Origin of the sequence: Blastococcus sp. CT_GayMR19 (assembly GCF_004570385.1) — a bacterium.
Lineage (GTDB): Bacteria > Actinomycetota > Actinomycetes > Mycobacteriales > Geodermatophilaceae > Blastococcus_B.
In genome coordinates this window covers 14,418-40,101 of the sequence record NZ_SPQL01000013.1, presented here as the reverse complement: position 1 = coordinate 40,101, position 25,684 = coordinate 14,418, and the positions used below count along the sequence as shown (strand labels likewise).

Annotated in this window: 23 protein-coding genes; 11 read left to right on the top strand and 12 right to left on the bottom strand. The window is 73.1% G+C overall.

Annotated elements, in window-relative coordinates:
* The gene (locus E4P39_RS17025) at positions 1–1,797 is read left to right on the top strand and encodes a DUF349 domain-containing protein (RefSeq protein ID WP_245159908.1); all 1,797 of its coding nucleotides are present in this window, start codon (positions 1–3) and stop codon (positions 1,795–1,797) included.
* A 33-nt stretch (positions 1,798–1,830) separates the two neighbouring features.
* Positions 1,831–2,535 (top strand): alpha/beta hydrolase, encoded by a 705-nt coding sequence (locus E4P39_RS17020; RefSeq protein ID WP_135137769.1) that lies wholly within the window; start codon positions 1,831–1,833, stop codon positions 2,533–2,535.
* Between the two features lie 15 nt (positions 2,536–2,550).
* On the opposite strand, the gene miaB is transcribed toward E4P39_RS17020, so the two are convergent.
* The gene (miaB, locus tag E4P39_RS17015; RefSeq protein WP_135137768.1) at positions 2,551–4,011 is read right to left on the bottom strand and encodes a tRNA (N6-isopentenyl adenosine(37)-C2)-methylthiotransferase MiaB; all 1,461 of its coding nucleotides are present in this window, start codon (positions 4,009–4,011) and stop codon (positions 2,551–2,553) included.
* 114 nt (positions 4,012–4,125) lie between these two features.
* Positions 4,126–4,872 (bottom strand): SRPBCC family protein, encoded by a 747-nt coding sequence (locus tag E4P39_RS17010; RefSeq protein WP_135137767.1) that lies wholly within the window; start codon positions 4,870–4,872, stop codon positions 4,126–4,128.
* 163 nt (positions 4,873–5,035) lie between these two features.
* On the opposite strand from E4P39_RS17010, the gene E4P39_RS17005 reads away from it, so the two are divergent.
* The 5 genes from E4P39_RS17005 (at position 5,036) to ctaD (ending at position 10,352) form a co-directional block, all read left to right on the top strand.
* Complete coding sequence (locus E4P39_RS17005; RefSeq protein WP_280790871.1) at positions 5,036–5,791, top strand: amino acid ABC transporter ATP-binding protein; 756 nt, start codon at positions 5,036–5,038, stop codon at positions 5,789–5,791.
* Positions 5,792–5,808: 17 nt separating this feature from the next.
* On the top strand, positions 5,809–6,699 hold the full coding sequence (locus E4P39_RS17000) for a glutamate ABC transporter substrate-binding protein (RefSeq protein ID WP_135137765.1): 891 nt from the start codon (positions 5,809–5,811) through the stop codon (positions 6,697–6,699).
* Positions 6,700–6,775: 76 nt separating this feature from the next.
* A complete protein-coding gene (locus E4P39_RS16995; protein WP_135137764.1) occupies positions 6,776–7,426 on the top strand; it encodes an amino acid ABC transporter permease in 651 nt (216 codons plus the stop codon).
* On the top strand, positions 7,423–8,325 hold the full coding sequence (locus E4P39_RS16990; RefSeq protein ID WP_135137763.1) for an amino acid ABC transporter permease: 903 nt from the start codon (positions 7,423–7,425) through the stop codon (positions 8,323–8,325). Before E4P39_RS16995 ends, E4P39_RS16990 begins: the two co-directional genes overlap by 4 nt.
* 269 nt (positions 8,326–8,594) lie before the next feature.
* Positions 8,595–10,352 carry a cytochrome c oxidase subunit I gene (ctaD, locus tag E4P39_RS16985; RefSeq protein WP_135137762.1) on the top strand — a complete coding sequence of 586 codons (1,758 nt, stop codon included), beginning with the start codon at positions 8,595–8,597 and terminating at the stop codon, positions 10,350–10,352.
* Between the two features lie 7 nt (positions 10,353–10,359).
* Here the strand turns inward: ctaD and E4P39_RS16980 are convergent, their stop codons facing one another.
* From E4P39_RS16980 to E4P39_RS16960, 5 genes are all read right to left on the bottom strand, one after another.
* Complete coding sequence (locus E4P39_RS16980) at positions 10,360–11,013, bottom strand: regulatory protein RecX (RefSeq protein ID WP_135137761.1); 654 nt, start codon at positions 11,011–11,013, stop codon at positions 10,360–10,362.
* 8 nt (positions 11,014–11,021) lie between these two features.
* Positions 11,022–12,053, bottom strand: coding sequence for a recombinase RecA (gene recA / locus E4P39_RS16975; protein WP_135137760.1), 1,032 nt, complete (start codon positions 12,051–12,053; stop codon positions 11,022–11,024).
* 173 nt (positions 12,054–12,226) lie between these two features.
* Positions 12,227–12,421, bottom strand: a complete 195-nt coding sequence (locus tag E4P39_RS16970) for a DUF3046 domain-containing protein (protein ID WP_135137759.1) — start codon at positions 12,419–12,421, stop codon at positions 12,227–12,229.
* Positions 12,422–12,587: 166 nt separating this feature from the next.
* Positions 12,588–13,874 carry an MFS transporter gene (locus E4P39_RS16965; protein WP_135137758.1) on the bottom strand — a complete coding sequence of 429 codons (1,287 nt, stop codon included), beginning with the start codon at positions 13,872–13,874 and terminating at the stop codon, positions 12,588–12,590.
* Between the two features lie 32 nt (positions 13,875–13,906).
* The gene (locus tag E4P39_RS16960; protein ID WP_135137757.1) at positions 13,907–15,052 is read right to left on the bottom strand and encodes an acyl-CoA dehydrogenase family protein; all 1,146 of its coding nucleotides are present in this window, start codon (positions 15,050–15,052) and stop codon (positions 13,907–13,909) included.
* Positions 15,053–15,152: 100 nt separating this feature from the next.
* On the opposite strand from E4P39_RS16960, the gene E4P39_RS16955 reads away from it, so the two are divergent.
* Positions 15,153–19,733, top strand: a complete 4,581-nt coding sequence (locus E4P39_RS16955; RefSeq protein ID WP_135137756.1) for an ATP-dependent helicase — start codon at positions 15,153–15,155, stop codon at positions 19,731–19,733.
* Positions 19,734–19,787: 54 nt separating this feature from the next.
* Here E4P39_RS16955 and E4P39_RS16950 read toward each other — a convergent pair whose 3' ends face one another.
* Positions 19,788–20,372 carry an antibiotic biosynthesis monooxygenase gene (locus E4P39_RS16950; protein ID WP_245159907.1) on the bottom strand — a complete coding sequence of 195 codons (585 nt, stop codon included), beginning with the start codon at positions 20,370–20,372 and terminating at the stop codon, positions 19,788–19,790.
* A 95-nt stretch (positions 20,373–20,467) separates the two neighbouring features.
* Here E4P39_RS16950 and E4P39_RS16945 point away from each other — a divergent pair, with 95 nt between their 5' ends.
* Entirely contained in the window at positions 20,468–21,322 is an 855-nt protein-coding gene (locus E4P39_RS16945; protein WP_135137754.1) for a DNA-formamidopyrimidine glycosylase family protein, read from the top strand.
* A 61-nt stretch (positions 21,323–21,383) separates the two neighbouring features.
* Here E4P39_RS16945 and E4P39_RS16940 read toward each other — a convergent pair whose 3' ends face one another.
* Positions 21,384–22,232, bottom strand: coding sequence for a PspA/IM30 family protein (locus tag E4P39_RS16940; protein ID WP_135137753.1), 849 nt, complete (start codon positions 22,230–22,232; stop codon positions 21,384–21,386).
* A gap of 122 nt (positions 22,233–22,354) precedes the next feature.
* On the opposite strand from E4P39_RS16940, the gene E4P39_RS16935 reads away from it, so the two are divergent.
* Both E4P39_RS16935 and E4P39_RS16930 read left to right on the top strand, forming a co-directional pair.
* Positions 22,355–23,395 (top strand): PfkB family carbohydrate kinase, encoded by a 1,041-nt coding sequence (locus E4P39_RS16935; protein WP_245159906.1) that lies wholly within the window; start codon positions 22,355–22,357, stop codon positions 23,393–23,395.
* Positions 23,392–23,883: a GNAT family N-acetyltransferase gene (locus E4P39_RS16930; protein WP_135137752.1), complete on the top strand. Its 492-nt coding sequence runs from the start codon at positions 23,392–23,394 to the stop codon at positions 23,881–23,883. The genes E4P39_RS16935 and E4P39_RS16930 overlap by 4 nt, the downstream gene beginning before the upstream one ends.
* On the opposite strand, the gene E4P39_RS16925 is transcribed toward E4P39_RS16930, so the two are convergent.
* The 3 genes from E4P39_RS16925 to pgsA form a co-directional block, all read right to left on the bottom strand.
* On the bottom strand, positions 23,858–24,385 hold the full coding sequence (locus E4P39_RS16925) for a TetR family transcriptional regulator (RefSeq protein ID WP_135137751.1): 528 nt from the start codon (positions 24,383–24,385) through the stop codon (positions 23,858–23,860). The genes E4P39_RS16930 and E4P39_RS16925 overlap by 26 nt on opposite strands.
* Before the next feature lie 19 nt (positions 24,386–24,404).
* Positions 24,405–24,833 carry a helix-turn-helix transcriptional regulator gene (locus E4P39_RS16920; RefSeq protein WP_135137750.1) on the bottom strand — a complete coding sequence of 143 codons (429 nt, stop codon included), beginning with the start codon at positions 24,831–24,833 and terminating at the stop codon, positions 24,405–24,407.
* A 177-nt stretch (positions 24,834–25,010) separates the two neighbouring features.
* Positions 25,011–25,682 (bottom strand): CDP-diacylglycerol--glycerol-3-phosphate 3-phosphatidyltransferase, encoded by a 672-nt coding sequence (gene pgsA / locus E4P39_RS16915; RefSeq protein WP_245159905.1) that lies wholly within the window; start codon positions 25,680–25,682, stop codon positions 25,011–25,013.
* Positions 25,683–25,684 lie beyond the last annotated feature (2 nt).

Below are 25,684 nucleotides of genomic sequence, written 5' to 3'. Positions count from 1 at the left end.
GTGTCGAGCACGGACAACCCCGGCAACGGGGCGCAGCAGGACTCCCCGCCGCATGCGGAGAACCCGGAAGCGATGAACCCCGAGGCGGTGAACGAGGCGGACACCGCCGCCGAGGCGGTCACCCCCGAGATCGCGGTGCCCGCCGCGGGCCCACCCGAGGCCGAGGCGCCCACCGGCGAACCGGCCCTCCCGGAGGCACCGGCTACGTCGGCAGTGACCGCCGACGCGGGCACCCCCGCGGCCCCGTCCCCGGCGGACGCCGCCGTCGCCGACCCCACCACGGACGAGCCGACGCTCGTCGCGACGCCGGAGATCGACGCCCCGGCCGGGGCGGTCGAGGCCGCGCCCATCGAGGCGCAGGTCGACGACGCACCGGCGCCCGACGCACCGGCGCCCGACGCCCCGGCGACCGAGGCGACGGCGACCGAGGCGACGGCGACCGAGGCGACGGCGACCGAGAGCACCCCGCGGGCGGTGCCCAAGCCGGCGCCGCCGCGGGCCGGTGCACCGAAGCCACACCCCGTTCCCGCCCCGGCAGCGGCGCCCGCCGCTGCTGCGCCCGTCGAGCCGGTCGCCGCTCCCGCCAGCGACCCCAGCGAGTGGGGGCGGGTCGACGAGGACGGCACGGTGTACGTGCGCACCGCCGACGGCGAACGCCCCGTCGGCTCGTGGCAAGCCGGCGAACCGGCAGCAGGCCTCGCCCACTACGGCCGCCGCTACGACGACCTCGCCACCGAGGTCGCGCTGCTGGAGGCGCGACTGAAGGCGCACACCGGCAACCCCGGCGAGATCAAGAACAAGGCGCAGGGTCTGGCCGACACCATCCCGACCGCCGCCGCCGTCGGAGACCTCGAGGGGCTGGCCGAGCGAGCCCGGGCGATGGTGGGCACCGCCGACTCCGCAGCCGCCGAGTCCCGGGCCGAGAAGCAGGCTGCGCGTGCCGCCCAGATCGCGCGCAAGGAGGCACTCGCCGCAGAGGCCGAGCAGATCGCCGCCGAGTCGACGGCATGGAAGGCCTCCGGCGACCGCCTCAAGGCCATCGTCGAGGAGTGGAAGTCGATCCGCGGCATCGACCGCAAGACCGACGAGGCCCTGTGGACCCGCTTCGCGGCGGCCCGCGACGCGTTCGGCCGCCGGCGGGGCACGCACTTCGCCGCACTCGACGCCCAGCGGGGCGAGGCGCGGGCCGCCAAGCAGGAGCTGATCAACGAGGCCGAGCGCCTCGCCGCCTCCACCGACTGGGGCCCGACCAGCGCCGCGATGCGCACCCTCATGGACCGCTGGAAGGCGGTGCCGCGCACCGGTCGCGAGGGTGACGACGACCTGTGGAAGAAGTTCCGGGCCGCGCAGGACGTCTTCTTCAACGCCCGGGCCGAGTCGGACAAGCAGCGCACCGGCGAGGAGACGGCCAACCAGCAGCTCAAGGAAGAGCTGCTCGCCGAGGCCGAGAAGCTCGACCCGTCCAGCGACCTGCGCGGGGCGCAGAACGCGCTGCGCAAGATCCAGGAGCGCTACGACGCGATCGGCCACGTGCCCCGTGGCGCGATGCGTTCCCTGGAGGACCGGATGCAGGCCGTCGAGCAGAAGGTCCGCGGCGCCGCCGACTCCACCCGCGCCCGCACCGCCCCGGAGAATCCGATGGTGACCTCGATGCGGGCCGCCGTCAGCAAGGCCGAGGAGCAGCTGGCCAAGGCCGAGGCGGCCGGCGACAAGAAGCGCGTCGAGGAGGCCCGGGCCAACCTGGCCACGCGCCGCGAGTGGCTGGCCGAGGCCGAGAAGAGCGCCGGCCGCCGCTGAGGCGAGGCACCTCACCACCCGGGAGGAAGCCCGATGGCCACGTTCGTCCTGGTGCACGGCGCCTGGGGAGGAGCCCACGGGTTCCGGCACGTCCGGTCGGCGCTGCGGACGGAAGGCCACGAGGTCTTCACGCCCAGCCTGACCGGCATCGGCGAGCGCGTGCACCTGATCAGCCCGCAGGTCGGTCTGACCACGCACGTCACGGACGTGGTCAACACCGTCCTGTACGAGGACCTCGACGGCATCGTCCTGCTCGGGTTCTCGTACGGGGGCATGGTCGTGTCCGGGGCGCTGGAGCACATCGGGGGGCGGGTCGCCGCCCTGGTCTACCTGGACGCGTTCGTGCCTGCCGACGGCGACACGGTCGAGCGGCTGCGGGGGCAGCCCCTCGACGGTCCGCCGGGCGTCGGCCGGCCGTGGTCGGTCGACGGCCCTGCACGGGCCTACGACGACCCCGCCGAGGCGGCGTTCTCCGTGCCTCGCCGCTCCGCACAGCCGATCCGGTCGTTCACCGAGCCGGTTCGGCTCCCCCGGCCACCGGAGGACTTCCCGTTCTCCCGTACCTACATCCGGGCCACCGTGCCGGATCCCGGGGTACCGGTGAACCCGGCGTTCGAGTCCGCGGCCGCGAGAGCGCGCGACTCGCCGGCCTGGCACTACCACGAGATCGCGACGACCCACCTGGTGCCGCAGAACCGGCCCGCGGAGCTGGCGGGCCTCCTTCTCGACCTGGCCTGACGCGTCGGGCGCGGGTCAGCAGCCGCCGACGGGCACCGGCTCGGCAGGAGCGCCGATGCGCGGCATCCCGAGCAGGATGCCCGGCGTCGACGGCCTGATGCCTGCCTCGGCGGCGTCCCCCGCTCGGGTCCGCCGGTGGGCGAGCAGGACCCCGTCCGCGACGAGGAAGTGCGGCTTGGCCTGGGTCACCACCGTCTCGACGACGTCACCGGGACGGACGCCGTCCGCCGCCGTGAAGTGCACGAGCCGGCCGTCGCGGGCGCGGCCGGAGAGGCGGCCGGTCGCCGCGTCCTTGCTCCCCTCCCCCGCCGCGACCAGCAGCTCGACCCTCCGGCCGACCAGCGCCTGGTTCTCCGACCAGCTGATCTCGTCCTGCAGCGCGGTCAGCCGGAGGAAGCGCTCCTGGACGACGTCCTTCGGCAGCTGACCGTCCATCTCGGCCGCCGGCGTGCCCGGGCGCTTGGAGTACTGGAAGGTGAACGCGCTGGCGAAACGGGCCGCGCGGACGACGTCGAGGGTCTGCTGGAAGTCGGCCTCCGTCTCGCCCGGGAAGCCCACGATGATGTCGGTGGTGATCGCCGCGTCGGGCATCGCCGCCCGGACCCGGTCGATGATCCCGAGGTAGCGCTCCTGCCGGTAGCCGCGGCGCATCCGCCGCAGGACGTCGTCGGAGCCGGACTGCAGCGGCATGTGCAGCTGGTGGCACACCGCCGGCGTCTCGGCCATCGCGGCGATGACGTCGTCGGTGAACTCGCGCGGGTGCGGGCTGGTGAACCGCACCCGCTCGAGGCCCTCGATGGCGCCGGCGGCGCGGAGCAGGTCGGCGAAGGCACCGCGGTCGCGGAACTCGACGCCGTAGGCGTTCACGTTCTGGCCGAGAAGCGTCACCTCGAGCACGCCCTGGTCGACCAGCGCCTGCACCTCGGCCAGGATCTCGCCGGGCCGGCGGTCCTTCTCGGAACCGCGCAGCGACGGGACGATGCAGAACGTGCAGGTGTTGTTGCAGCCGACGCTGATCGAGACCCAGCCGGAGTAGGCGGAGTCCCGCTTGGCCGGCAGCGTGGACGGGAAGACCTCGAGGGACTCGACGATCTCGACCTGCGCCTCGGCGTTGTGCCGGGCCCGGTCCAGCAGCGCCGGCAGCGAGCCGACGTTGTGCGTGCCGAAGACGACGTCCACCCACGGCGCGCGCTTCACGATCTCGCCGCGGTCCTTCTGCGCCAGGCAGCCGCCGACGGCGATCTGCATACCCGGGTGCGCGTCCTTGACCGGGCGCAGGTGACCGAGGTTCCCGTACAGCCGGTTGTCCGCGTTCTCCCGGACGGCGCAGGTGTTGAGCACGACGACGTCGGCGTCGGTCCCCTCGGGGGCGGCCTCGTAGCCGGCCTCCTCGAGCAGGCCGGACAGCCGCTCGGAGTCGTGCACGTTCATCTGGCACCCGTAGGTGCGCACCCGGTAGGTCCTGCCCTGGTTCACACCCGCATCGTACGGAGCGTCCCGTCGCGCACCGGCGCCGTCGGCCGGCCCGGCCGGACGTCCCGGAGCCGGGGCGGACGGAAGGTCCGCCCCGGCTCCGAGCACCTGCTGCTGCTAGTCCTCGCCCCACTCGTCCATCGGCTGGTTGGTCTCGACCACCTCGACCGTGTCGACGACGTGCAGCTGCTCGGTCGAGCCCGACGGCTCCGCCACCACGGTCGCCGACGGGACGGGCGTGGTCTCCTGTGCGGTGCCTCCCGAGGACTTCACCGCCGCGGCGGCCGCGACCGCGACACCGGCCGCCGCCGCGACGCCGGCCGCGACCGCCGTGCCGGACACCCCCGCCTTGCCGCTGTCCCCCTGGGAGGACGCCGCGGACGACACGCCGGGGGTCCCGATACCGACGCCCTCGTTGACCCCGCCGCGCCAGGCGCCGCTGGCGTAGCCCTGGTCCTCGACGAGCTTCTTGAACCGCTCGAGATCCGACTGCACCTGGCGCTCGACGATGCCGAGCTTGTCGCCGACCTGCTCGATCACGCCCTCGGGCTCGTACTCCAGCGTCAGCGAGACGACCGTGGCGGTCGGCCCGGCGGCCGCGAAACGGACGGCGCCGGCGTTCGTGGCACCGGCGGTGGCGGCCCAGGCGATCTTCTGGTCCGGCACCTGCTCCAGGATCGAGGCCTCCCACTCCCGGCGCACGCCGGCGATCTCCGCCACCCAGTGCAGGCGCCGGTCGTCGAGCTGACGGACCTCCTTGACGCCGCCCATGAAGTACGGGAAGTCCTCGAACTGCGTCCACTGGTTGTAGACGGTGGTCAGCGGCACCTCGACCTGGATGGACCGTTCGACCTTGGTGGTCATCTCGTCAGCCTCCGTGGTTGCAGGATGGGGTTCCTGAACGGGAGCGCTACCCCCGGGACGGCCTGCTGACGCCCGGGCAGGCGACCTCCGTCGGGCCGCTTCGTTACGCCTTCGTGATCGTCCGGTTCGTTCGCTGTCCCCGAGCGCCCTTACGGTGACCAGCGTGACCAGCCCTGCGATCGGAGAACCTCTCGTCCGCCTGTCCGGCGTCAACAAGTGGTTCGGCGACCTGCACGTCCTGCAGGACGTCGACCTCGCGATCGACCGTGGCGAGGTCGTCGTCGTCATCGGCCCGTCCGGCTCGGGCAAGTCGACGCTGTGCCGCACGATCAACCGTCTCGAGTCCATCGAGAAGGGCGAGATCTCGATCGACGGCGTGAAGCTGCCGGACGAGGGCAAGCAGCTCGCCCGCCTGCGCAGCGACGTCGGCATGGTGTTCCAGAGCTTCAACCTCTTCGCGCACAAGACCATCCTCGAGAACGTGACGCTCGGGCCGATCAAGGTCCGCGGGAAGTCGAAGGCCGACGCCGAGAAGCGCGCCCGCCAGCTGCTGGAGCGGGTGGGCGTGAGCGCGCAGGCGGACAAGTACCCGGCGCAGCTCTCCGGCGGTCAGCAGCAGCGCGTCGCGATCGCCCGCGCCCTGGCCATGGACCCCAAGGTCATGCTCTTCGACGAGCCGACCTCGGCCCTGGACCCGGAGATGATCAACGAGGTCCTCGATGTGATGATCTCGCTGGCCCGGGACGGCATGACGATGATCGTCGTCACCCACGAGATGGGCTTCGCCCGCAAGGCGGCCAACCGGGTCGTGTTCATGGACGGCGGACGCATCGTCGAGTCCTCGGACCCCGAGACCTTCTTCACGAATCCGACGTCCGACCGGGCGAAGGACTTCCTGTCCAAGATCCTCAACCACTGAATCCGAAGGGATCACCCATGCGCATCACCCGTTGTGCCGCCACCCTGGCGGCGTTCGGCCTCGTGCTGACCGGCTGCGCCAGCGAGGCGGGCCAGCAGGCCGAGGAGGCCGCGGAGAACACCGCCGAGGTCCAGGAGGACGTCCAGTTCGAGGCCGGCACCACCATGGCCGAGCTCAACAAGGCCGGCGCGGTCACCGTCGGCACGAAGTTCGACCAGCCCGGCTTCGGCCTGCTGAACCCGAGCGGCGACCCCGAGGGCTTCGACGTCGAGATCGCCAAGATCATCGCCGCGGAGCTCGGGATCGACGCGGAGAACATCGAGTTCGTCGAGACCGTGTCCGCCAACCGCGAGCCGTTCATCCAGAACGGGCAGGTGGACTTCGTCGTGGCGACCTACACGATCAACGACACCCGCAAGCAGGTCGTCGACTTCGCCGGGCCGTACTACGAGGCGGGCCAGGACATCATGGTCGCGAAGGGCAACCCCGAGGGCATCGAGGGCCCGGACGACCTGGCCGGCAAGACGGTCTGCTCGGTGGAGGGCTCGACCCCCGCGGAGAAGATCCGCACCGAGTACCCGGAGGCCCAGCTGGTCACCTACGACGTGTACTCCAAGTGCGCCGACGACCTGAAGAACGGCAACGTCATGGCCGTCACGACCGACAACGTGATCCTGACCGGCCTGGTCGCCGGTAGCCCCGACGACTTCGAACTGGTCGGCAACCCCTTCACGGAGGAGCCGTACGGGGTCGGCCTGGCCAAGGGCGACGACGAGTTCCGGACGTTCATCAACGACGTGCTCGAGAAGTCCTTCGACGACGGCTCCTGGGCCGAGGCGTGGGACCGGACCGCCGGCGCCATCTCGGGCACCGAGGCCCCCGAGCCGCCCGCCATCAACCGCTACTGATCCCTCGCGGCTGCGGGGCCGGGTACACGCCCGGCCCCGCAGCCGCTGCCCACCCGACGATCGAGAGAGGCGGACCGTGCAGTTCCTGGCGGACAACTTCCCGCTCCTGCGGGACGCCTTCCTCACCACGCTGAGCCTGGCGGTCATCAGCGGCATCTGCGCCCTCGTCCTGGGCACGATCCTGGTCGCCATGCGGGTGAGCCCCGTCGGCCCGCTCCGCGCGCTGGCCACCTTCTACGTCGAGGTCTTCCGGAACACCCCGCTCACGGTGGTCTTCTTCTTCCTCGCCTTCGGCATCTACGAGATCGACCTGCAGTTCCCGAGCCGCTTCATCACGGCGGTCGCGGCGCTGTCCTCCTACACCGCGGCGTTCGTCTGCGAAGCGCTGCGGTCGGGCATCAACGCCGTTCCGCCGGGGCAGGCCGAGGCCGCGCGGGCACTGGGCCTCGACTTCGGTCAGACGCTGCGCACCGTCGTCCTGCCGCAGGCGTTCCGCACCGTCGTGCCGCCGCTGGGCAACGTCTGGATCGCGCTGGCGAAGAACACCTCCATCGCCGCGGGCTTCGCCGTCACCGACCTGACGGCGGCGCTGCAGCGGCTGAGCAACGCCAACGCCGACCAGCTGCTGCTCGTCTTCGCGGCCATCGTGGTCGGTTACCTGGTCATCACACTGCCGTCAGCGGCGCTGATCCGGATCATCGAGCGACGGGTGGCGATCATCCGATGAGCGCCACCGTCCTGTTCGACGTCCCCGGGCCGCGTGCCCGCCGGCGTCAGCGCATCGGAACCGCCGTCGGTGCGGTCGTCGTCCTCGCGCTGCTGGGGCTGGGGCTCTGGCGGCTGGCCATCAACGGGCAGCTGGATCCCGCCCGCTGGGCGATCCTGTTCGACCCCAACACCAACGTGCCGCAGGCGCTCGGCGAGGCGCTGGTCAACACCCTCCAGGTCGCCGCCGTGGGGATGATCGCGGCAACCGTGCTCGGCGCCTTCCTCGCCGTGGGCCGGCTGTCGGACCACGCATGGGTGCGGGTGCCGGTGATCGCCGTGATCGAGTTCTTCCGCGCGGTGCCGCTGCTGGTGCTGATCCTGTTCTGCCTGCTCTTCCTGCCCACGGTCGGCATCCCGATGACGGCGTTCCGGGCGCTCGCACTCGGCCTGACGCTCTACAACATGGCGGTGCTCGCCGAGATCTTCCGGGCGGGGATCCTGTCGGTGGACCGCGGGCAGAGCGAGGCCGCGTTCGCCCTGGGGATGCGCAAGACGCAGGTCATGACCACGGTGCTGCTGCCGCAGGCGGTGCGGCGGATGCTGCCGGTCCTCGTGGCCCAGCTGGTCGTGCTGCTGAAGGACTCGTCCCTGGGGTTCATCGTCAGCTACCTGGAGCTGCTGCGGCAGGCCCGGAGCCTGGTCGAGTTCTTCAACTCGCGGTTCGGCGACCTGTACACCTTCCAGATCTACGTCGCCGCGGCGCTGATCTACATCGTCGTGAACGTGCTGCTGTCGCAGGTGGCGCGCTCGATCGAGAAGCGCACCCGGCGCAGCGCGAAGGCGGCGGCCACCGAGGACGTCGAGCTGCCCGCCGACGTGCAGATGGGTGGCGGCGGGGGTGCCGTCCCCCACGTCTGACCGGAGCTCGCCGGGGCGATCCCCCGCCGGCCCCCGCGGCTCGCGGGCAGCGGGGAGCGCCCTGGCTGACGACGGCGCATCGAAGGCGCCGTCGAGCGGGTTCCCCCACCCGTGCTGATGCGCGACGATGACTGGGCCGCTCCACCCCGCGAGCGACGTGCCGACTGCGTGCTCGCAGCGAGCGCGCGAGGATCCGTGGGGGGACCCATGTGCCGGATCGTCGAAGCTCCCCAGCGGAGGACCACGCGGCCCGGTCCGGGGACGCCGTCATGACCGCGATCGCGCCGCAGCCGATCATCAGCCGCCCGAGCCCCGCGCACATCCCGGTGAAGGGCTCCCGGCTGTCCAACATCCTCCGGACGACGGACCACAAGACGATCGGTCTGATGTACCTGGTCGCGTCGTTCGTGTTCTTCATCCTCGGCGGCCTGATGGCCATGCTCATGCGCGGGGAGCTGGCCCGCCCAGGCCTGCAGTTCCTCTCCCCGGAGCAGTACAACCAGCTGTTCACGATGCACGGCACCGTGATGCTGCTGATGTTCGCGACGCCGCTGTTCTTCGCGTTCGGCAACCTGATCATGCCGCTGCAGATCGGCGCGCCCGACGTGGCGTTCCCGCGGCTGAACGCCTTCTCGTTCTGGCTGTTCCTCTTCGGCAGCACGATCGCGATGTCGGGCTTCCTGACCCCCACCGGCCCGGCCGACTTCGGTTGGTACGCCTACGCGCCCCTGACCAACGCCGTGAACTCACCGGGCGCCGGCGCGAACCTGTGGTTCGCCGGCCTGGCCGTCAGCGGCCTGGGCACCATCCTGGGGGCGGTCAACTTCATCGCCACGATCATCTGTCTCCGCGCACCGGGCATGACGATGTTCCGGATGCCGATCTTCGTCTGGAACGCGATGGTGACGAGCCTGCTCGTCCTCGCCGCCTTCCCGATCCTGACCGCCGCCATCTTCGGGATGCTGGCCGACCGCAACGTCGGGGCGCTCATCTACTCGCGGGAGAACGGCGGCCCGATGCTGTGGCAGCACCTGTTCTGGTTCTTCGGCCACCCCGAGGTCTACATCATCGCGCTGCCGTTCTTCGGCATCGTCACCGAGATCATCCCGGTTTTCAGCCGGAAACCCCTGTTCGGCTACAAGGGGATGATCGGGGCCACGCTGGCGATCGGGTTCCTGTCACTGGCGGTGTGGGCGCACCACATGTTCGCCACCGGCGCGGTGCTGCTGCCGTTCTTCGCCTTCCTGACCTACCTCATCGCCGTGCCGACGGGGCTGAAGTTCTTCAACTGGATCGGCACGATGTGGCGGGGGCAGCTGACGTTCGAGACGCCGATGCTGTGGTCGGTCGGGTTCATGGTCACGTTCCTGCTCGGCGGCCTGACCGGTGTGCTGCTGGCCAGCCCGCCGCTGGACTTCCACGTGAACGACTCGTACTTCGTCGTCGCCCACTTCCACTACGTCGTCTTCGGCACCGTCGTGTTCGCGGCCAACGCCGGCGTCGCGTTCTGGTTCCCCAAGATGTGCGGCCGGATGATGGACGAGCGGCTGGGCAAGCTGCAGTTCTGGATGACGTTCATCGGCTTCCACGGCACGTTCCTCATCCAGCACTGGCTGGGCAACGAGGGCATGCCGCGCCGCTACGTCGACTACCTGGAAACCGACACGTTCACGATCCTGAACACGGTCTCGACGATCTTCTCGTTCATCCTGGGCGCCTCGATCATCCCGTTCCTCTACAACGTGGTGAAGTCGTGGAAGTACGGGAAGCTCGCGCTCCGGGACGACCCCTGGGGCCACGGCAACTCGCTGGAGTGGGCAACCTCGTCCCCGCCGCCGCGGCACAACTTCGTGGCGATCCCGCGCATCCGGTCGGAGCGCCCCGCCTTCGAGGCCCACTACCCGCACATGCTCGAGCGGCTGCAGGTCGAGGCACACGCGGGCAAGGGACACACGCCCTACACCGACAATCTGGTCGACGACCAGTCCGGACCGCGGCAGGGACCCAGGGACCCCGACCCCACCTGACCGGCGGTCAGGGGAGCAGGACGTCCTCGTCGAGGGCCTCGAGGCCGTCGCCGTGGGGGTCACCGACCCCGTCGTCGTCGAGCGCCTCGCGGACGACCGCTGCCGCAAGGCCGCCGTTGTAGCCCTTGCGGGCCAGCATGCCGACGAGCCGCCGGGTGGCCGTGGCGCGGTCCAGGCGACGCATCCCGGCCACCCGCCGGGCGACGAGTCGCTGGGCCGCGGCCCGCTCGTCGTCGTCGTCGACCGCCTCGACCGCCTCCGCAGCCACCTCGGCGTCGACGCCCTTGGCCCGCAGCTCGGCGGAGAGCGCTCGCCGGGCCAGCCCACGGCCAGCCTGGCGCGAGCTCACCCACGCACGAGCGAAGGCGGCGTCGTCGATCAGGCCGACCTCGGTGAACCGGTCCAGCACGGTCTCCGCCGCGTCGTCCGGGATGTCCCGGGCGGCGAGCAGATCGGCCAGCTGGGACCGGGTCTTGGGCGCCCCCGTCAGCGCACGCAGACAGATGCCGCGGGCGGCCGACACGGGGTCACCGGGATCGTCCTCCGGCGGGCCGGGAACGACGTCCGGGTTCAGGGGATCGCCGCCCGCGGTCTCGTCCTGCCGCCGCCCACCTCGACGCCCGTCGAGGCCGCGGCGGCGCGAGGACTGCCAACCGGTCACCGGACGGCTCAGAAGTCGACGGGGGCGGCCGCCGGGGCGTTGAGCTGCGGGCCGATGCCCAGCTTCTCCTTGATCTTCTTCTCGATCTCGTCGGCGAGGTCGGGGTTGTCCTTCAAGAAGTTGCGGGAGTTCTCCTTGCCCTGACCGAGCTGATCGCCCTCGTACGTGTACCAGGCGCCGGACTTCTTCACGAAGCCCTGCTCGACGCCGACGTCGATGAGCCCACCCTCGCGGCTGAACCCCTGGCCCCAGAGGATGTCGAGCTCCGCCTGCTTGAACGGCGCGGCGACCTTGTTCTTGACGACCTTGATGCGCGTGCGGCTGCCGACCGCGTCGGTGCCCTGCTTGAGGGTCTCGATGCGCCGGACGTCGAGGCGGACCGACGAGTAGAACTTCAGCGCGCGGCCACCGGTGGTGACCTCGGGCGAGCCGTAGACGACGCCGACCTTCTCGCGCAGCTGGTTGATGAAGATCATCGTGGTGCCGGAGTTGCTCAGCGCGCCGGTGATCTTGCGCAGCGCCTGGCTCATCAGACGGGCCTGCAGGCCGACGTGGCTGTCACCCATCTCGCCCTCGATCTCGGCGCGGGGCACGAGAGCCGCCACCGAGTCGACGACGATGAGGTCGAGCGCACCGGAACGGATCAGCATGTCGGCGATCTCGAGCGCCTGCTCACCGGTGTCGGGCTGGCTGACCAGCAACGCGTCGGTGTCGACGCCGATGGCGCGGGAGTAGTCGGGGTCGAGCGCGTGCTCGGCGTCGATGAACGCGCAGATGCCGCCGGCGGCCTGTGCGTTGGCCACCGCGTGCAGTGCCACCGTCGTCTTACCGGAGGACTCCGGCCCGTAGACCTCGACGACCCGGCCACGCGGCAGGCCGCCGATGCCCAGTGCGATGTCGAGGGCGATGGAGCCGGTCGGGATGACCTTCATGGCCACCTCGGGGCTGTCGCCCAGGCGCATGACGGAGCCCTTGCCGAACTGCTTGTCGATCTGGGCGAGGGCCATGTCGAGGGCCTTGTCGCGGTCGAGCGTTGCCATGGTGCTCACCTTCGGTTCGCGGGGAAGCGGGTCGGGACCGACGCTAGGACGAGGCACCGACAGTTTGTGGGCTGCGGCGGATCTGTGGAGAGCCGGCGGGCCTGTGGACGCCACTGTAGGACGAACACCTGTTCGAGTGCCAGGGCGACACGCCGCTCCGCGACAGGGCCCGCTCAGCGCTCCTTCGGAGGCACCTCGTACTCCTCGCAGACGGCCAGCCAGACCTTGCGCACGGGCAGCCCCGCCTCGATCGCGTCCACCGCGTTCCGCCCACCGAGCGCCGCGAACACGTGGTCCCGGGCGACGCTCTGGGCGCGCATCGAGCCGAACTGACGATCGAGACGGGACCAGAACTCCTGCAGGCGCACCCCCCGACGCTAACCCGCGCCCGGATGCCGGCGCTGCCACGACGCAACCGGGGCGCCGCAGCGGCCTACCCTCGGCCCATGCTTCCCGGCACGGGCTCGGGCGCCCTGGACACCGTCCTGCAGATCGGCATCGCCCTGGCGCTGCTCGTCAGCATCGTCCTGCTGATCAGGAACTACCGGGGCCGCTGAGCCCCGGTCGGGCACTCGTGATCCACACCGCGATCAGCGGCAGCACCAGCGCCCCGGACACGGCGGCGACCAGACCGAACCCGCCGACGGCCAGCAGCGGGCCGCCGACGACACCCGCCAGTGCCGCACCGAGCCCCATCAGCAGGTCGGTCCCGCCCTGCGCCGTCGGCCGCACCTCCGGCCCCACCGATTCGGTCACCAGGGTGGAGCCCGCGATCAGGCCGCAGGACCAGCCCAGGCCGAGCAGGAGCAGCCCGATCCCCAACTGGACGGCCGCCCCCGGCGCTGCCGTGCCGGCCAGCGCAGCCGCGGCGAGGAGCAGGACGCCGCCGAGGGCGACCGTGGCCGCCCGCCCCACCCGGTCGGCGAGGAGCCCGACGAGGGGAGAGAACAGGTACATGCCCGCCACGTGCACGCTGATGACCAGTCCGATGATCCGCAGCGTCGTCCCCTCGGAGCCGCCGGCGTGGCCCATGTGCACCGGCGTCATGACCATCACGCCGACCATGACCGAGTGCGAGATGACCACCGAGGTGAGTCCCAGGCGCCCGCCCGGTGAGGCCCACACCGCGCGGACGGCGGTCAGGGTCGCCCGGCGCGGGCGCACGGCGGGGGCGCCGCTCCCGCCACCCTGGCGACGCGCGAGCAGCAGCGGATCGGGGCGGAGGAGCAGGTAGAGGCCGAACGCCACGACCGCGAAGACGACCAGGGCGACCACGAATCCGCCGCTCAGTGCGGGCAGGCCCAGTGCCCGGCCGAGGTCGGCGCCCGGCCCGGCCAGGTTGGGCCCCAGCACCGAGCCCACGGTGGTGGCCCACACCACGAGGGCGAGCGCGCTCCCCCGCCGCTCCGGGACGGCCAGGTCCGCCGCCGCGTAGCGCGCCTGCAGACCGCAGGCAGTGGCCGCGCCGAAGGCGAAGAGCCCGACCAGCAGCAGCGTCAGCGACGACAGCACCGCGGCCCAGACGGTGAGCGCCGAGCCCAGGACGGCGACGGCGTAGCCGGTCGCCAGCCCTGCCCGCCGTCCCGACCGGTCGCTGATCCGGGCCAGGGGCACGGCGAGGACCGCCGAGCCGAGGACGGCGGCGGTCTGCCCGAGCCCGGCCGCCGTGTCGGTGCCGGCCACGTCCCGGGCCAGGAGGCCCCCGACGGTGATCCCGACCGTCACCCCGATGCCGCTCAGCGCCACGGCTCCGCTGAGCACACCGAGAGTGCGACGCTGCACCTGGACGACGTCCGACGCGGCCTGCGCCTGCACGGTCATGGTCCCAGTGTGGCGCTTCCGGCTCCTCGGCGTCACAGGCCCAGGGAGCGGCCGATGATCTCCTTCATGATCTCGTTCGTGCCGCCGTAGATCGACTGCACGCGCGAGTCCCGCCACGCCTTCGACACGGGGTACTCGTCCATGTAGCCGTAGCCGCCGTGCAGCTGGAGGCACCGGTCGGCGGTCTTGTTCTGCAGCTCCGTCGTCCACCACTTCGCCATGGCCGCGTCGGTGGCGGTCAGCTCACCGGTGTTCAGCTGGCGGACGCACTCGTCGACGAACGTGCGCGCGATCGTCGCCTCGGTCTGCAGCTCGGCCAGTACGAAGCGGGTGTTCTGGAAGCTGCCGACCGGGCGGCCGAACGCCTTGCGGGACGTCACGTACTCGATCGTCAGGGACAGGACGCGCTCGACGGCCGCGACCGCGCCCACCGCGATGGAGAGGCGCTCCTGCGGCAGGTTCTCCATCAGGTGCAGGAAGCCCCGGTGCTTCCCGCCCAGCAGGTTCTCGGCCGGTAGGCGCACGTCGTCGAAGAACAGCTCGGCGGTGTCCTGCGCCTTGAGCCCGACCTTCTCCAGGTTCCGCCCGCGGGAGAAGCCGGGCATGTCCCGCTCCACCACGAGCAGGCTGAGGCCCTTCGCCCCCGTGGCCTCCGGGTCGGTCTTCGCGACGACGATGACCAGGTCGGCGTTGATCCCGTTGGTGATGAACGTCTTCGAGCCGCTCAGGACCCAGCCGTCGCCGTCCCCGCGCGCGGTGGTCTGCAGGCCCTGGAGGTCGCTCCCGGCGCCCGGCTCGGTCATCGCGATCGCGGTGATGAGCTCCCCGCGGCAGAACCCCGGCAGCCAGCGCTCCTTCTGCTCCGCGGTGGCGAGGTCGCGGAGGTAGGGACCGACCACGTCGTTGTGCAGGCCGAAGCCCACGCCGCTGGCCCCGATCCGCACCAGCTCCTCGTCGACGACCGCGTTGTAGCGGAAGTCGTGGACGCCGCCCCCGCCGTACTGCTCCTCCATGTCGAGGCCGAGCAGCCCCTGCTTCCCCCCGGCCAGCCACACGTCGCGCGGCACGATGCCGTCCTTCTCCCACTGCGCGTGGAAGGGCGCGATCGTCTTCTCCGCCCAGGCACGGACCATGTCGCGGAACTCGTCGTGCTCGGCCTCGTACAGCGAGTGGCGCATGCCGTGAGTCTGCCGGAGCCGGTTACCGGCGAGTACCCGGGGGAGACGGCGCCGCGACGCTCGACGGCGGACTGTCGTACCCGCGTGGACACTGGTCGACGTGTCCGCTCTCGACCGGTTCAGCGAGCCCACCCGGGCGTGGTTCACCGGTGCGTTCGTGGAGCCGACCGCAGCGCAGGACGGCGCCTGGGACGCGATCAGCAGCGGGGAGCACGCCCTCGTCGTCGCGCCCACCGGCTCGGGCAAGACCCTGGCGGCGTTCCTCTGGTCGCTGGACCGGCTGGCCGGCGCCCCGCCGGTCGACGAGAAGACCGCCTGCCGCGTCCTCTACGTCTCCCCGCTCAAGGCCCTCGCCGTCGACGTCGAGCGCAACCTGCGGGCCCCCCTGGCCGGGATCGGGCAGGCGGCCGCCCGGCTGGGCCTGCCGCGCCCGGAGATCCGCGTCGGCATCCGCTCCGGGGACACTCCGGCCGACGAGCGACGGGCCTTCACCCGGCGGCCGACCGACATCCTGATCACCACGCCGGAGTCGCTGTTCCTGCTGCTGACCAGCGCCGCACGGGAGGCGCTGCGCGGGGTGGAGACGGTGATCGTCGACGAGGTGCACGCGGTGGCGGGCACCAAGCGCGGCGCTCATCTCGCGGTGTCCCTCGACCGGCTGGACGAGCTGCTCGACCGCCCGGCGCAGCGGATCGGCCTGTCGGCGACGGTGCGGCCGATCGAGGAGGTCGCGACGTTCCTGGCCGGTGGCCGCCCCGTGCAGGTGGTCGCGCCCCCGTCGACCAAGGAGTGGGACCTCTCCGTCGTGGTCCCCATCGAGGACATGAGCCAGCTGGGGCAGCCCACCGGCGAGCTCGAGGGGTCGGCCGCAGGCAACCAGCCGCGGAACTCGATCTGGCCCGCCGTCGAGGAGCGGGTGCTCGACCTGGTGCAGGCCCACCGCAGCACGATCGTGTTCGCCAACTCCCGGCGCCTGGCCGAACGCCTCACCAGCCGGCTCAACGAGCTGGCGTACGAGCGCACCACCGGCGAGACCGTGCCGCCCGGCACGAACGCCGCCGCGCTGATGGCCCAGGCCGGCGCCGGCGGCGGCGTGCCGGAGGGCATCCAGCCGGTCGCGGCCGCGCACCACGGATCGGTGTCCCGGGAGCAGCGCGCGATCGTCGAGGAGGCGCTGAAGTCGGGCCGGCTGCCCGCCGTGGTCGCCACCTCCAGTCTCGAGCTCGGCATCGACATGGGCGCGGTCGACCTCGTGGTGCAGGTGGAGTCGCCGCCGACGGTCGCCTCCGGCCTGCAGCGGGTCGGGCGCGCCGGGCACCAGGTGGGGGCGGTCAGCCGCGGGGTCCTGTTCCCGAAGTACCGGGGCGACCTGGTGCAGTGCGCCCTGGTCGCCGAGCGGATGAAGTCCGGCGCGATCGAGTCGCTGCGCTACCTGCGCAACCCGCTGGACGTGCTGGCGCAGCAGATCGTCGCGATGGTCTCGGAACGGCCTCGCACGGTCGACGACGTCGCCGGGGTCCTGCGCCGGTCGGCGGCGTTCGCCTCGCTGCCCGACTCCGCGCTGCACGCCGTCCTCGACATGCTGGCCGGGCGGTACCCCTCCGACGCCTTCGCCGAGCTGCGGCCGCGGCTCACCTGGGACCGCGTCACCGACACCCTCACCGCGCGTGCCGGCGCCCAGCGGCTGGCCGTCACCAGCGGCGGGACGATCCCCGACCGCGGCCTGTTCGGCGTCTTCCTGGTGGGTGCCGAGGGAACGGGTGGACGGCGGGTCGGCGAGCTCGACGAGGAGATGGTCTACGAGTCCCGCGTCGGCGACGTCTTCCTCCTCGGGTCCTCCTCCTGGCGGATCGAGGACATCACCCACGACCGCGTCCTGGTCACGCCGGCGCCCGGGCAGCCGGGCAAGATGCCGTTCTGGCACGGCGACGCCATGGGCCGCCCGCTGGAGCTCGGCCGGGCGCTCGGTGCGTTCCTCCGCGAGGTCGGCTCCGCCACGCCCGAGGACGGTCTGGCCCGCGCGCGGGCCGCCGGTCTGGACGCGTGGGGGGCGGCCAACCTGGCCGCCTATCTCACCGAGCAGAAGCAGGCCACCGGCCACCTCCCCGACGACCGCACGCTGCTGGTCGAGCGGTTCCGCGACGAGCTGGGCGACTGGCGGCTGGTCGTCCACTCGCCGTTCGGCGCGCAGGTCAACGCCCCGTGGTCCCTGGTCCTCGCCGCCCGGCTGCGCGAGCGGTACGGGGCCGACGTCGCCGCGATGCACTCCGACGACGGCATCGTGCTGCGCCTGCCCGACACCACCGGAGAGCCGCCCGAGGCCGACCTCGCCGTCCTCGACCCGGACGACGTCGAGCGCGAGGTGACCGCGGAGGTCGGCAACTCCGCCCTGTTCGCCAGCCGCTTCCGGGAGTGCGCCGCCCGCGCCCTCCTCCTGCCCCGCCGCGACCCGCGCCGCCGCACCCCGCTCTGGCAGCAGCGCCAGCGGGCCGCGCAGCTGCTGGCGGTGGCCAGCGAGTTCGCCTCCTTCCCGATCACCCTGGAGGCGGCCCGCGAGGTGCTTCAGGACGTCTACGACGTCCCCGGGCTGGTCGAGCTGATGCGCGACGTCCGGGCGCGGCGCGTCCGCGTGGTGGACGTGCAGACCGACTCCGCGTCACCCTTCGCGCAGTCCCTCCTGTTCGGCTACGTCGGCCAGTTCATCTACGAGGGCGACGCCCCGCTGGCCGAGCGGCGGGCGCAGGCGCTCGCCCTCGACACCGGCCTGCTCGCCGAGCTGCTCGGCCGCACGGAGCTGCGCGAGCTGCTGGACGCCGAGGCGATGGCCGAGATCGAGGCCGAGCTGCAGCGGCTGCCCGCTGAGCGGCATCCGCGGGACCTGGACGGCGGGGCCGACCTGCTGCGCGTGGTCGGCGACCTGACGACCGCGGAGGCCACCGTCCGGGGCGTGTCCCAGGCCTGGCTGGACGAGCTCGTCGCCGCCCGCCGGGCACTGCAGGTGCGGATCGCGGGCCAGGAGCGGTACGTCGCGATCGAGGACGCGGGCCGGCTGCGCGACGCGCTCGGCACCGCGCTGCCCGTCGGGGTGCCCGAGGTCTTCACCGAGCCGGTCGCCGATCCGCTCGGTGACCTGATCGGCCGCTACGCCCGCACCCACGGTCCGTTCCAGCCGATCGAGGCCGCTGCCCGGTTGGGGCTGGGCGTCGCCGTCGTCACCGCCACGGTGCAGCGGCTCACCGGCACCGGACGGCTGGTGACCGGCGAGTTCCGGCCGGGCGGCAGCGGCCAGGAGTGGTGCGACGCCGACGTGCTGCGGTCGATCCGCCGCCGCAGCCTCGCCAAGCTGCGCCAGGAGGTGGAGCCCGTCCCGATCGACACCCTGGCCCGGTTCACCCCCTCCTGGCAGTCGGTCGGCGGACGGCTGCGCGGTGCGGACGGCGTGCTGGCGGTCGTCGAGCAGCTCGCGGGGGCCCTGGTCCCCGCCAGCGCCCTGGAGTCGCTGGTGCTCCCGGCCCGGGTGCGCGACTACTCCCCCGCCATGCTCGACGAGCTGACCAGCGCGGGCGAGGTCCTGTGGGCGGGCGCGGGCGGCCTGCCGGGCGGCGACGGCTGGATCAGCCTGGTCCCCGCCGACCTGGCGCCGCTGCTGCTCCCGGAGCCGCTGGAGATCCCCGGCGAGGGCGAGCCGCTGCTCGACCTGCTGGCCGGCGGGCAGGCGATGTTCTTCCGCGGGTTGTCCGACGCGGTCGGCGCGACCGACGACACCGCGCTCGCCGATCTGGTCTGGGACCTCGTCTGGGCGGGCGCCCTCACCAACGACACCCTGGCGCCGTTGCGCACGCGGCTGGGCGGGGGCGGCACCCACCGCAGCAGGCCCGCCGCTCCCCGCGCCCGCATCGACCGCGGCCGTGGTGGTCGCGCCCGGCTCGGGCGGCCCGCGATGCCCACGCGCACCGGTCCGCCCACGGTGGCCGGCCGCTGGTCCCGGCTCCCCGACCGCGAGGCCAGCGTCACGAAACGGACGACGGCGCGGACGGAGGCGCTCCTGGAACGGCACGGGGTGCTCACCCGTGGGGCGGTCATGGCCGAGCAGGTGACCGGCGGCTTCTCGGCGGTCTACCCGGTGCTGCGCGCGTTCGAGGAGAACGGGCGGGCCCGTCGCGGATACTTCGTCGAGACGCTCGGCGCCGCGCAGTTCGGCACCCCGGGATCGGTCGACCGGCTGCGCAGCTTCGCCGCGCCCGACCGGGTTCCCGCGGGCGCCGTGGTCCTGGCAGCCACCGATCCGGCCAACGTGTACGGGGCGGCGCTGCCGTGGCCGGATCGGGGGCCGGCGAACGATCCCGACGCGGTGGACGTCGGCGAGGGCACCGGCGCACGCAAGACGCCGAGCGGCCACCGGGCCGGCCGGAAGGCGGGCGCGCTCGTGGTCCTGGTCGATGGCGACCTGGTGCTCTACGTCGAGCGCGGAGGGAAGACCCTGCTGTCCTGGACGGAGGACGAGCACGAGCTCAAGGAGGCGGCCACCGCGCTCAGCGGCGCGGTGTCGGCCGGCGCGCTGGGCCGCATGGTGGTGCAGAAGGCCGACGGCGCCTCGGTGCACGAGGCAACGCCGCTGTCGGCCGCTCTGCAGGCCGCCGGCTTCGCGGCCACCCCGAGAGGCCTCCGCCTGCGCGGCTGAGCCAGGCGACGGAGCACTGGTGCGGACGCACGCCCAGGTGCGGACCCCGGTGCGTCAGTCGCGCGGAGGGTGCAGCCAGCCGGCGAACAACCGGGTGAGCGCCGGCATCAGCACGTGGCCCAGGAGCAGCACCACGACGACCGCCGACCCGAGCAGGCGCAGACCCCACGGGACGGCGTCCAGGTGCGGCATGACGAACAGCTGCAGCATCGAGGTGATCGCGAAGACCGCAGCGATGGTCAGCAGCGTCATCCGCCAGCGCGGCCCGGGCCTGGCGGGGCGGGTGAAGAAGCTCTCGAGTCCGGCGACGCGCGCATAGCGCTCGTCGTCAACCATGTCCTCGACGTGGGCCAGCGCCGACCGCCGCTCCGACGACCGCTCCCAGGCGGCCAGCGACTCGTCGTCCTCGAAGCGGTACACGAGGTGGTACTCGGAGCTGCCCGGTCCCGGGTGCAGCAGGGAGGCACCGAGATTCCCGGGGAAGCGCGATGCCATTCCCAGCACGTCCTCGGCCCACCGCTCGAAGGCCTCGCGCTTCTCGGGGCGGACGACGCGGGCCACGGTCACGGTCACGGGCTCCGCATTCGGGGTCGACGGGTCGCCACCGAACACGGCACGCAGTCGCAGGGGAACGCTCACGGGTGGAACAGCGCAGCGGGGCCCGCCGGCCATTCCGGGTTGTCAGGGGTCTCACACCAGGTGAGGAGGCCGCCCGGAGCGGGGACACTGGGACGGTGCCCGAGGGAGACACCGTGTGGCTGGCCGCGCAGCGCATGCAGACCGCGCTGGCGGGGGCGGTGCTGCGCCGCGGCGAGTTCCGCATTCCCCAGCTGGCCACCGTCGACCTCACCGGCGCCACCGTCCGCGAGGTGCTCCCCCGCGGCAAGCACCTGCTGGTCCGCCTCGGGGACGGCCGGACGCTGCGCACGCACTTCCGGATGGACGGCAGCTGGCACATCTACCGGCCGGGCACGAAGTGGCACGGCGGCCCGGCCTACGACATCCGGATGATCCTGAGCACCGACGAGTGGGAGTGCGTGGGCTACCGGCTGCACGACATCGAGCTGGTCGAGACCTCCGAGGAGGACCGGCTGGTCGGTCACCTCGGACCCGACGTCCTCGGCCCCGACTGGGACCTCGACGAGGCGCTGCGCCGGCTCCGCGCGAGCCCCGACGAGCAGGTCGGGGTCGCCATCCTGGACCAGCGCAACCTGGCCGGGATCGGCAACCTCTACAAGGTGGAGACGTTGTTCCTGTGCGGGGTGCACCCGTGGGCGCGGGTGGCGGACGTGGGCAACCTCGAGGCCGTGGTGACCCGCGCGCGCACGCTCATGCTGGCCAACCGGCACCATCCCGAGCAGAGCACCACGGGGATCGCGCGCCGCGGCCAGGACCACTGGGTGGCCGGCCGCAAGGGACGCCCGTGCCGGCGGTGCGGAACGGCCATCCTGCTCGGCGAGCAGGGGCCACCCACGCAGGAACGGGTGACCTGGTGGTGCCCGTCCTGCCAGGCGGCGACCAGCCCCATCGACCCGCAGGCCCGCACCGGCGAGCCCGGCCGGCCCCCGCCGGTGACGCTCTACCGCTGAGTCCGCACGGCGCCGGGAGTGGAGGGGGCCGGGTCGAGTTCCCGGACCCGCCTCCGCCCGCTCAGGCCTGCTGGTCGGGGCGCTCGGCCGGCTGGGCCTCGCGCTCGGCTGCGGCGGGCTGCCCCACCTGGGGTGCGCCCTGCTCGATCGCCGCGGCGGGCGAGCTGCCCTCGACCGCCGTCTGACCCGAGCCACCCATCGAGGCGCGGATCTGGTCGAGCCGCGAGGACCCGGCGACGTCCAGGGTCGCCTTCTGCACCTCGAGCATCCGGCCCTCGACCGAGGTCTGGGCCAGCTCGGCCTGGCCGAGCGCGTTGGCGTACCGCGCCTCGATCTTGTCGCGGACCTCCGAGAGGCTCGGGGTGTTCCCCGGCGCGGAGAGCTCGTTGACCTGCTTGAGCGACGCGGCCACGTGCTCCTGCATCTTGGCCTGCTCCAGCTGCGACATCAGCTTGGTGCGCTCGGCCAGCGTCGTCTGCAGCCGCATCCGGCTCTGCTCGACCGCACCGCGGGCCTGCTCGGCGGCCTGCAGCGCCTCGTCGTGGCTGCGCTTGAGGTCCTCCATCGCCTGCTCGGCGGCGACCAGCTGGGTAGCGAAGGCCTGCGCGGCGTTCTCGTACTCCGCGGCCTTGTTCGCGTCCCCGGCGGCGCGGGTCTTGTCGGCCAGCACCAGCGCCTGGCGGGCGGAGGCCTGCAGCTTCTCGACCTCCCCGAGGTTCCGGTTGAGCCGCATCTCCAGCTGCCGCTGGTTGCCCAGCACGGCCGCGGCCTGGTTGGCGAGCTGCTGATGGCGCTGCTGCTCCGCCTCGATCGCCTGGGCGATCTGGATCTTCGGGTCGGCCCGCTGGTCGATCTGGGCGTTGGCGGAGGCCGTGAGGTACTTCCACAGCTTCACGAGGGGATTGGGCACTGGTCCTCCTGCTCCGGCGCGAAGGCCGGCCTGGCGATGCACGTCGCTCCCCATCGTCCCAGGTGACCACCCCCCGGAGCCAACGCGGGCGGAACTCCCACGTCCGCGGCTAGGGTTCGCCCGTGCGCAGCGGCGATGCAGGGCCCGGCGGCGACTCCCAGCTCTGTGTGCTCGGCGAGCTGGTCGTCGACATGCTCCCCGTCCCCACGGCCGGGGCCGGCCCCGAGGGCACGGCGCCGCAGTTCGTCGCGAGACCCGGCGGCAACGCGCTCAACGTCGCCGTCGCCGCCGGTCGGCTCGGCACCCCGGTCCGGCTGCTCGCCCGCCTGGGCACCGGCCCCCTGGGAGCGAACCTGCGCCGGCACGCCGAGCTCTCCGGGGTGGACGGCGCCGGGTTCGTCCCTGCCGAGGAGCCGGTCAGCCTCGCCGTCATCGGGCTGAACCCGGACGGCTCCCCCGACTACGGGTTCCACGTCCTCGGCGCCGCCGACTGGCAGTGGACCGACGCCGAGCTGGCGGGCGTCCTCCCCGAGCGGACGGCGATCCTGCACGTCGGCTCCATCTCCAGCTGGACGGCGCCCGGCTGCGACGCGATCGCCCGCCTCGTCGAACGCGTCGCGGGCAGCGCGCTGATCAGCGTCGACCCGAACATCCGTCCGCCGCTCGCCGACGGTCCGGTCGGCGCCAGCCTGGGCAACACCGCGCCCGTCGTCCGCGAGCGGCTCGACCGGCTGATCAGCCGGGCCGACGTCGTCAAGGTGAGCGCCGAGGACCTCGAGTGGCTGGAACCGGACGTGCACGGCAGGGACGGGCTGGACGACGCCGCGCAGCGGTGGGCGGACCGCGGCCCGGCCCTGCTGCTGCTCACCGACGGGGGGAGCCCGCTGCGGATCGCCCGACCGGGACGCCCGGTCCTGCACCGCGAGCCCGTCCGCGTGACGGTGGCCGACACCGTCGGCGCCGGCGACTCGCTGGCCGCCGGACTGCTCTGCGGGCTGCTCGATGCAGGGGTCACCACCCGGCGCGCGCTCGAGGCGCTCCCGGACGAGGACCTGCTGCGCGTGGTGGACGACGCCGCGTTGGTCGCCGCGCTGAACTGCACCCGTGTCGGCGCCGACCCGCCCACCCGGGCGGAGCTGGACGCCGCCCGCGCGACGCGGTGAGCGACGCGCCTCGCCTGGTCGGCTTCGAGGAACTGTCCGCGGCGGCCGTCCGGGACAGGCTGGTCGCCCGCCGGGCCGAGTTCTGGGCCGGCTCGATGCTCGGCGAGGACGCCGTCCTGGCGCTGCACGACCCGATCTTCTTCCACCAGCTGGGCGGGTTCGGCGCGGTCGCGCTGACCGGCACCGGCACCGGCACCGATGCCGGCTACCTGCTCGGTGTCGTGAGCGCCGACCGCCTCGCCGTCGTCCACGCCCTGGCGGTGCACCCCGACCAGCGGCGGCGCGGGCTGGCCACCCGCCTGCTCACCCGGTTCGCCACCCTGGCGTCGGAGGTGGGCGCCCGCGTCCTCCAGGGGGTCGCCCATCCTGGCGACGACGCCGTCCACGGGCTCGCCGGGCGTCTCGGTGCGCACGCCGCCGTCTCCCCCGGCCATGCCGGCCCGGGCGAGGACCGCGTGCTGTTCACCCGCTCGCTGCCCCTGGACTGACCGGGGCGACCGGGGCGACAGGGGCGGCTCCGAGCACGGCGCTCAGCCTCGCGGCGTGCCGGTGCCGGGTCGTCGACCGGCCGGGCTGGAGGACGACGCCGAGCAGCCAGCGCCCCGCCAGCTCGGCGGCGTCCGCGTCGATCCGGAGAGCCGCGGCCAGCCGGCCGGTCAGCTCGGCCCAGCGATCCGTGGTGAGCAGCGCGGTGAGCACCTCGGGCTCGGTCTCGGCCAGCCGGCGGAGCACGGGATGCGCACCGAGCTCGTCGGAGAGCGTGCTCAGCGCCTGCTCGGTCGGCAGGGCCCATGCCGTGGCGCTCAGCCGGTCCAGCTCGAGCGCGAGCAGTGCGCGGGCGACCTCGTCCTTGGTCCGGAAGTGGTTGTAGAGGGTGGCCTTCGCGACGCCCGCAGCCACGGCCACCGACTGCATGGTGCTGCGGCGCAGCCCGTGGTCGGCGAAGGCCCGCGCGGCGCCGGCGAGCAGGCCGGCCCTGGTGCGGTTCATCGCGCCGGATGCGGACCGCTCAGGCGGCGAGGAACACCGTCTCGCCGCGGCGCAGCGTGCCCCGGCCGGGCTGGCCGGCCCCCACCAGGGCGAGCGCGGGCTCGCCGGCCGGCGAGGCAGCGACGGGCTGCTCCTCCGCGGCCGGGGCGTCGTCGGCCGCGGTCTCGGGCGGCGACAGGGGGCGGACCTCTCCGGCCGCTTCGGCGGCGCCGACCCGGACGCCGCGCAGTTCGAGGCTGACCTCGGCGAGCAGGTCGGCGAGCTCCAGGTCGAGGGCGTCGCAGATCGAGGCCAGCAACTCCGAGGAGGCTTCCTTCTGCCCGCGCTCGACCTCGGACAGATAGCCCAGGCTCACCCGGGCCACGCCGGAGACGTCGCGCAGTGTCCGGCGCTGGCTCTGCCGGTGGCCACGCAAGGTGTTCCCGAGCTGGGTGCGCAGCAGCGTCATGGCCGTCTCCTGTCCTGCGAGCGGGGGAAGCGACGGCCCCCCGGAGGAGGCCGTGTGCTCACGGTACGCGGCGCCCGGCACCAGGGCGGGAGGGACCGGGGCGCGTCCGCTGATGGCGTAACGCTGTGGCCCTGACGGGCGTTCCCCGGAGGGCGCCGGGCCCGGCGCCGCACCGGGTCAGGCGGCGGTGTCCGAGCGCGCGCCGCTCGCCCCGCTGGGGCCGGCCGCGCGACGGGCGGCCGCGGCCTTCATCGCCCGGGCGCTGGTCTGACGCAGGGTCAGGGCCCGGTACACGTAGTCCAGGCCGGTGAGCACGGTGAGCACCAGCGCCGCGGCCATCACCCACCAGCGACCGCTGGCCAGCAGGCCGGTGAGAGGCAGGATGTAGAGCCCGATCGCGAAGGCCTGGACGACGGTCTTGAGCTTCCCTCCGCGGCTGGCGGCGATCACGCCGTGCCGGATGACCCAGAACCGCAGCAGGGTCACCCCGACCTCGCGCACCAGGATCACCACGGTCACCCACCACGGCAGCAGCGCCAGGATCGACAGCCCGATCAGGGCGGTGCCGGTGAGCGCCTTGTCCGCGATCGGGTCGGCGAGCTTGCCGAACTCGGTCACCTGACCGGTGCGCCGGGCGATCATGCCGTCGTAGCGGTCGGTGATGATCGCGAGGACGAAGACCAGCGTGGCCCAGTACCGGCCGGCGTCGTCCAGCCCGGAGTCCTGCAGCAGCAGCGCCGCGAACAGCGGGACGACGGCGAGGCGCAGGACCGTCAGCGCGTTCGGCAGGTTGACCAGCTTGACCGACTGCGGGGGTGTCGCGGCCGGGTCCGGGGCAACGTCGGTCACGG

Excerpts from the sequence above, each read along its gene's own strand:
- E4P39_RS16925 (WP_135137751.1), bottom strand. The coding sequence starts at position 24,385 with ATGAACCGCACCAGGGCCGGCCTGCTCGCCGGCGCCGCGCGGGCCTTC.
- recA (WP_135137760.1), bottom strand. The coding sequence starts at position 12,053 with ATGGCAACGCTCGACCGCGACAAGGCCCTCGACATGGCCCTCGCCCAG.
- E4P39_RS17020 (WP_135137769.1), top strand. The coding sequence starts at position 1,831 with ATGGCCACGTTCGTCCTGGTGCACGGCGCCTGGGGAGGAGCCCACGGG.
- E4P39_RS16960 (WP_135137757.1), bottom strand. The coding sequence starts at position 15,052 with ATGCGCCACTCGCTGTACGAGGCCGAGCACGACGAGTTCCGCGACATG.
- E4P39_RS17010 (WP_135137767.1), bottom strand. The coding sequence starts at position 4,872 with ATGACCACCAAGGTCGAACGGTCCATCCAGGTCGAGGTGCCGCTGACC.
- E4P39_RS16990 (WP_135137763.1), top strand. The coding sequence starts at position 7,423 with ATGAGCGCCACCGTCCTGTTCGACGTCCCCGGGCCGCGTGCCCGCCGG.
- E4P39_RS17000 (WP_135137765.1), top strand. The coding sequence starts at position 5,809 with ATGCGCATCACCCGTTGTGCCGCCACCCTGGCGGCGTTCGGCCTCGTG.
- E4P39_RS16965 (WP_135137758.1), bottom strand. The coding sequence starts at position 13,874 with ATGACCGTGCAGGCGCAGGCCGCGTCGGACGTCGTCCAGGTGCAGCGT.
- ctaD (WP_135137762.1), top strand. The coding sequence starts at position 8,595 with ATGACCGCGATCGCGCCGCAGCCGATCATCAGCCGCCCGAGCCCCGCG.
- E4P39_RS16920 (WP_135137750.1), bottom strand. The coding sequence starts at position 24,833 with ATGACGCTGCTGCGCACCCAGCTCGGGAACACCTTGCGTGGCCACCGG.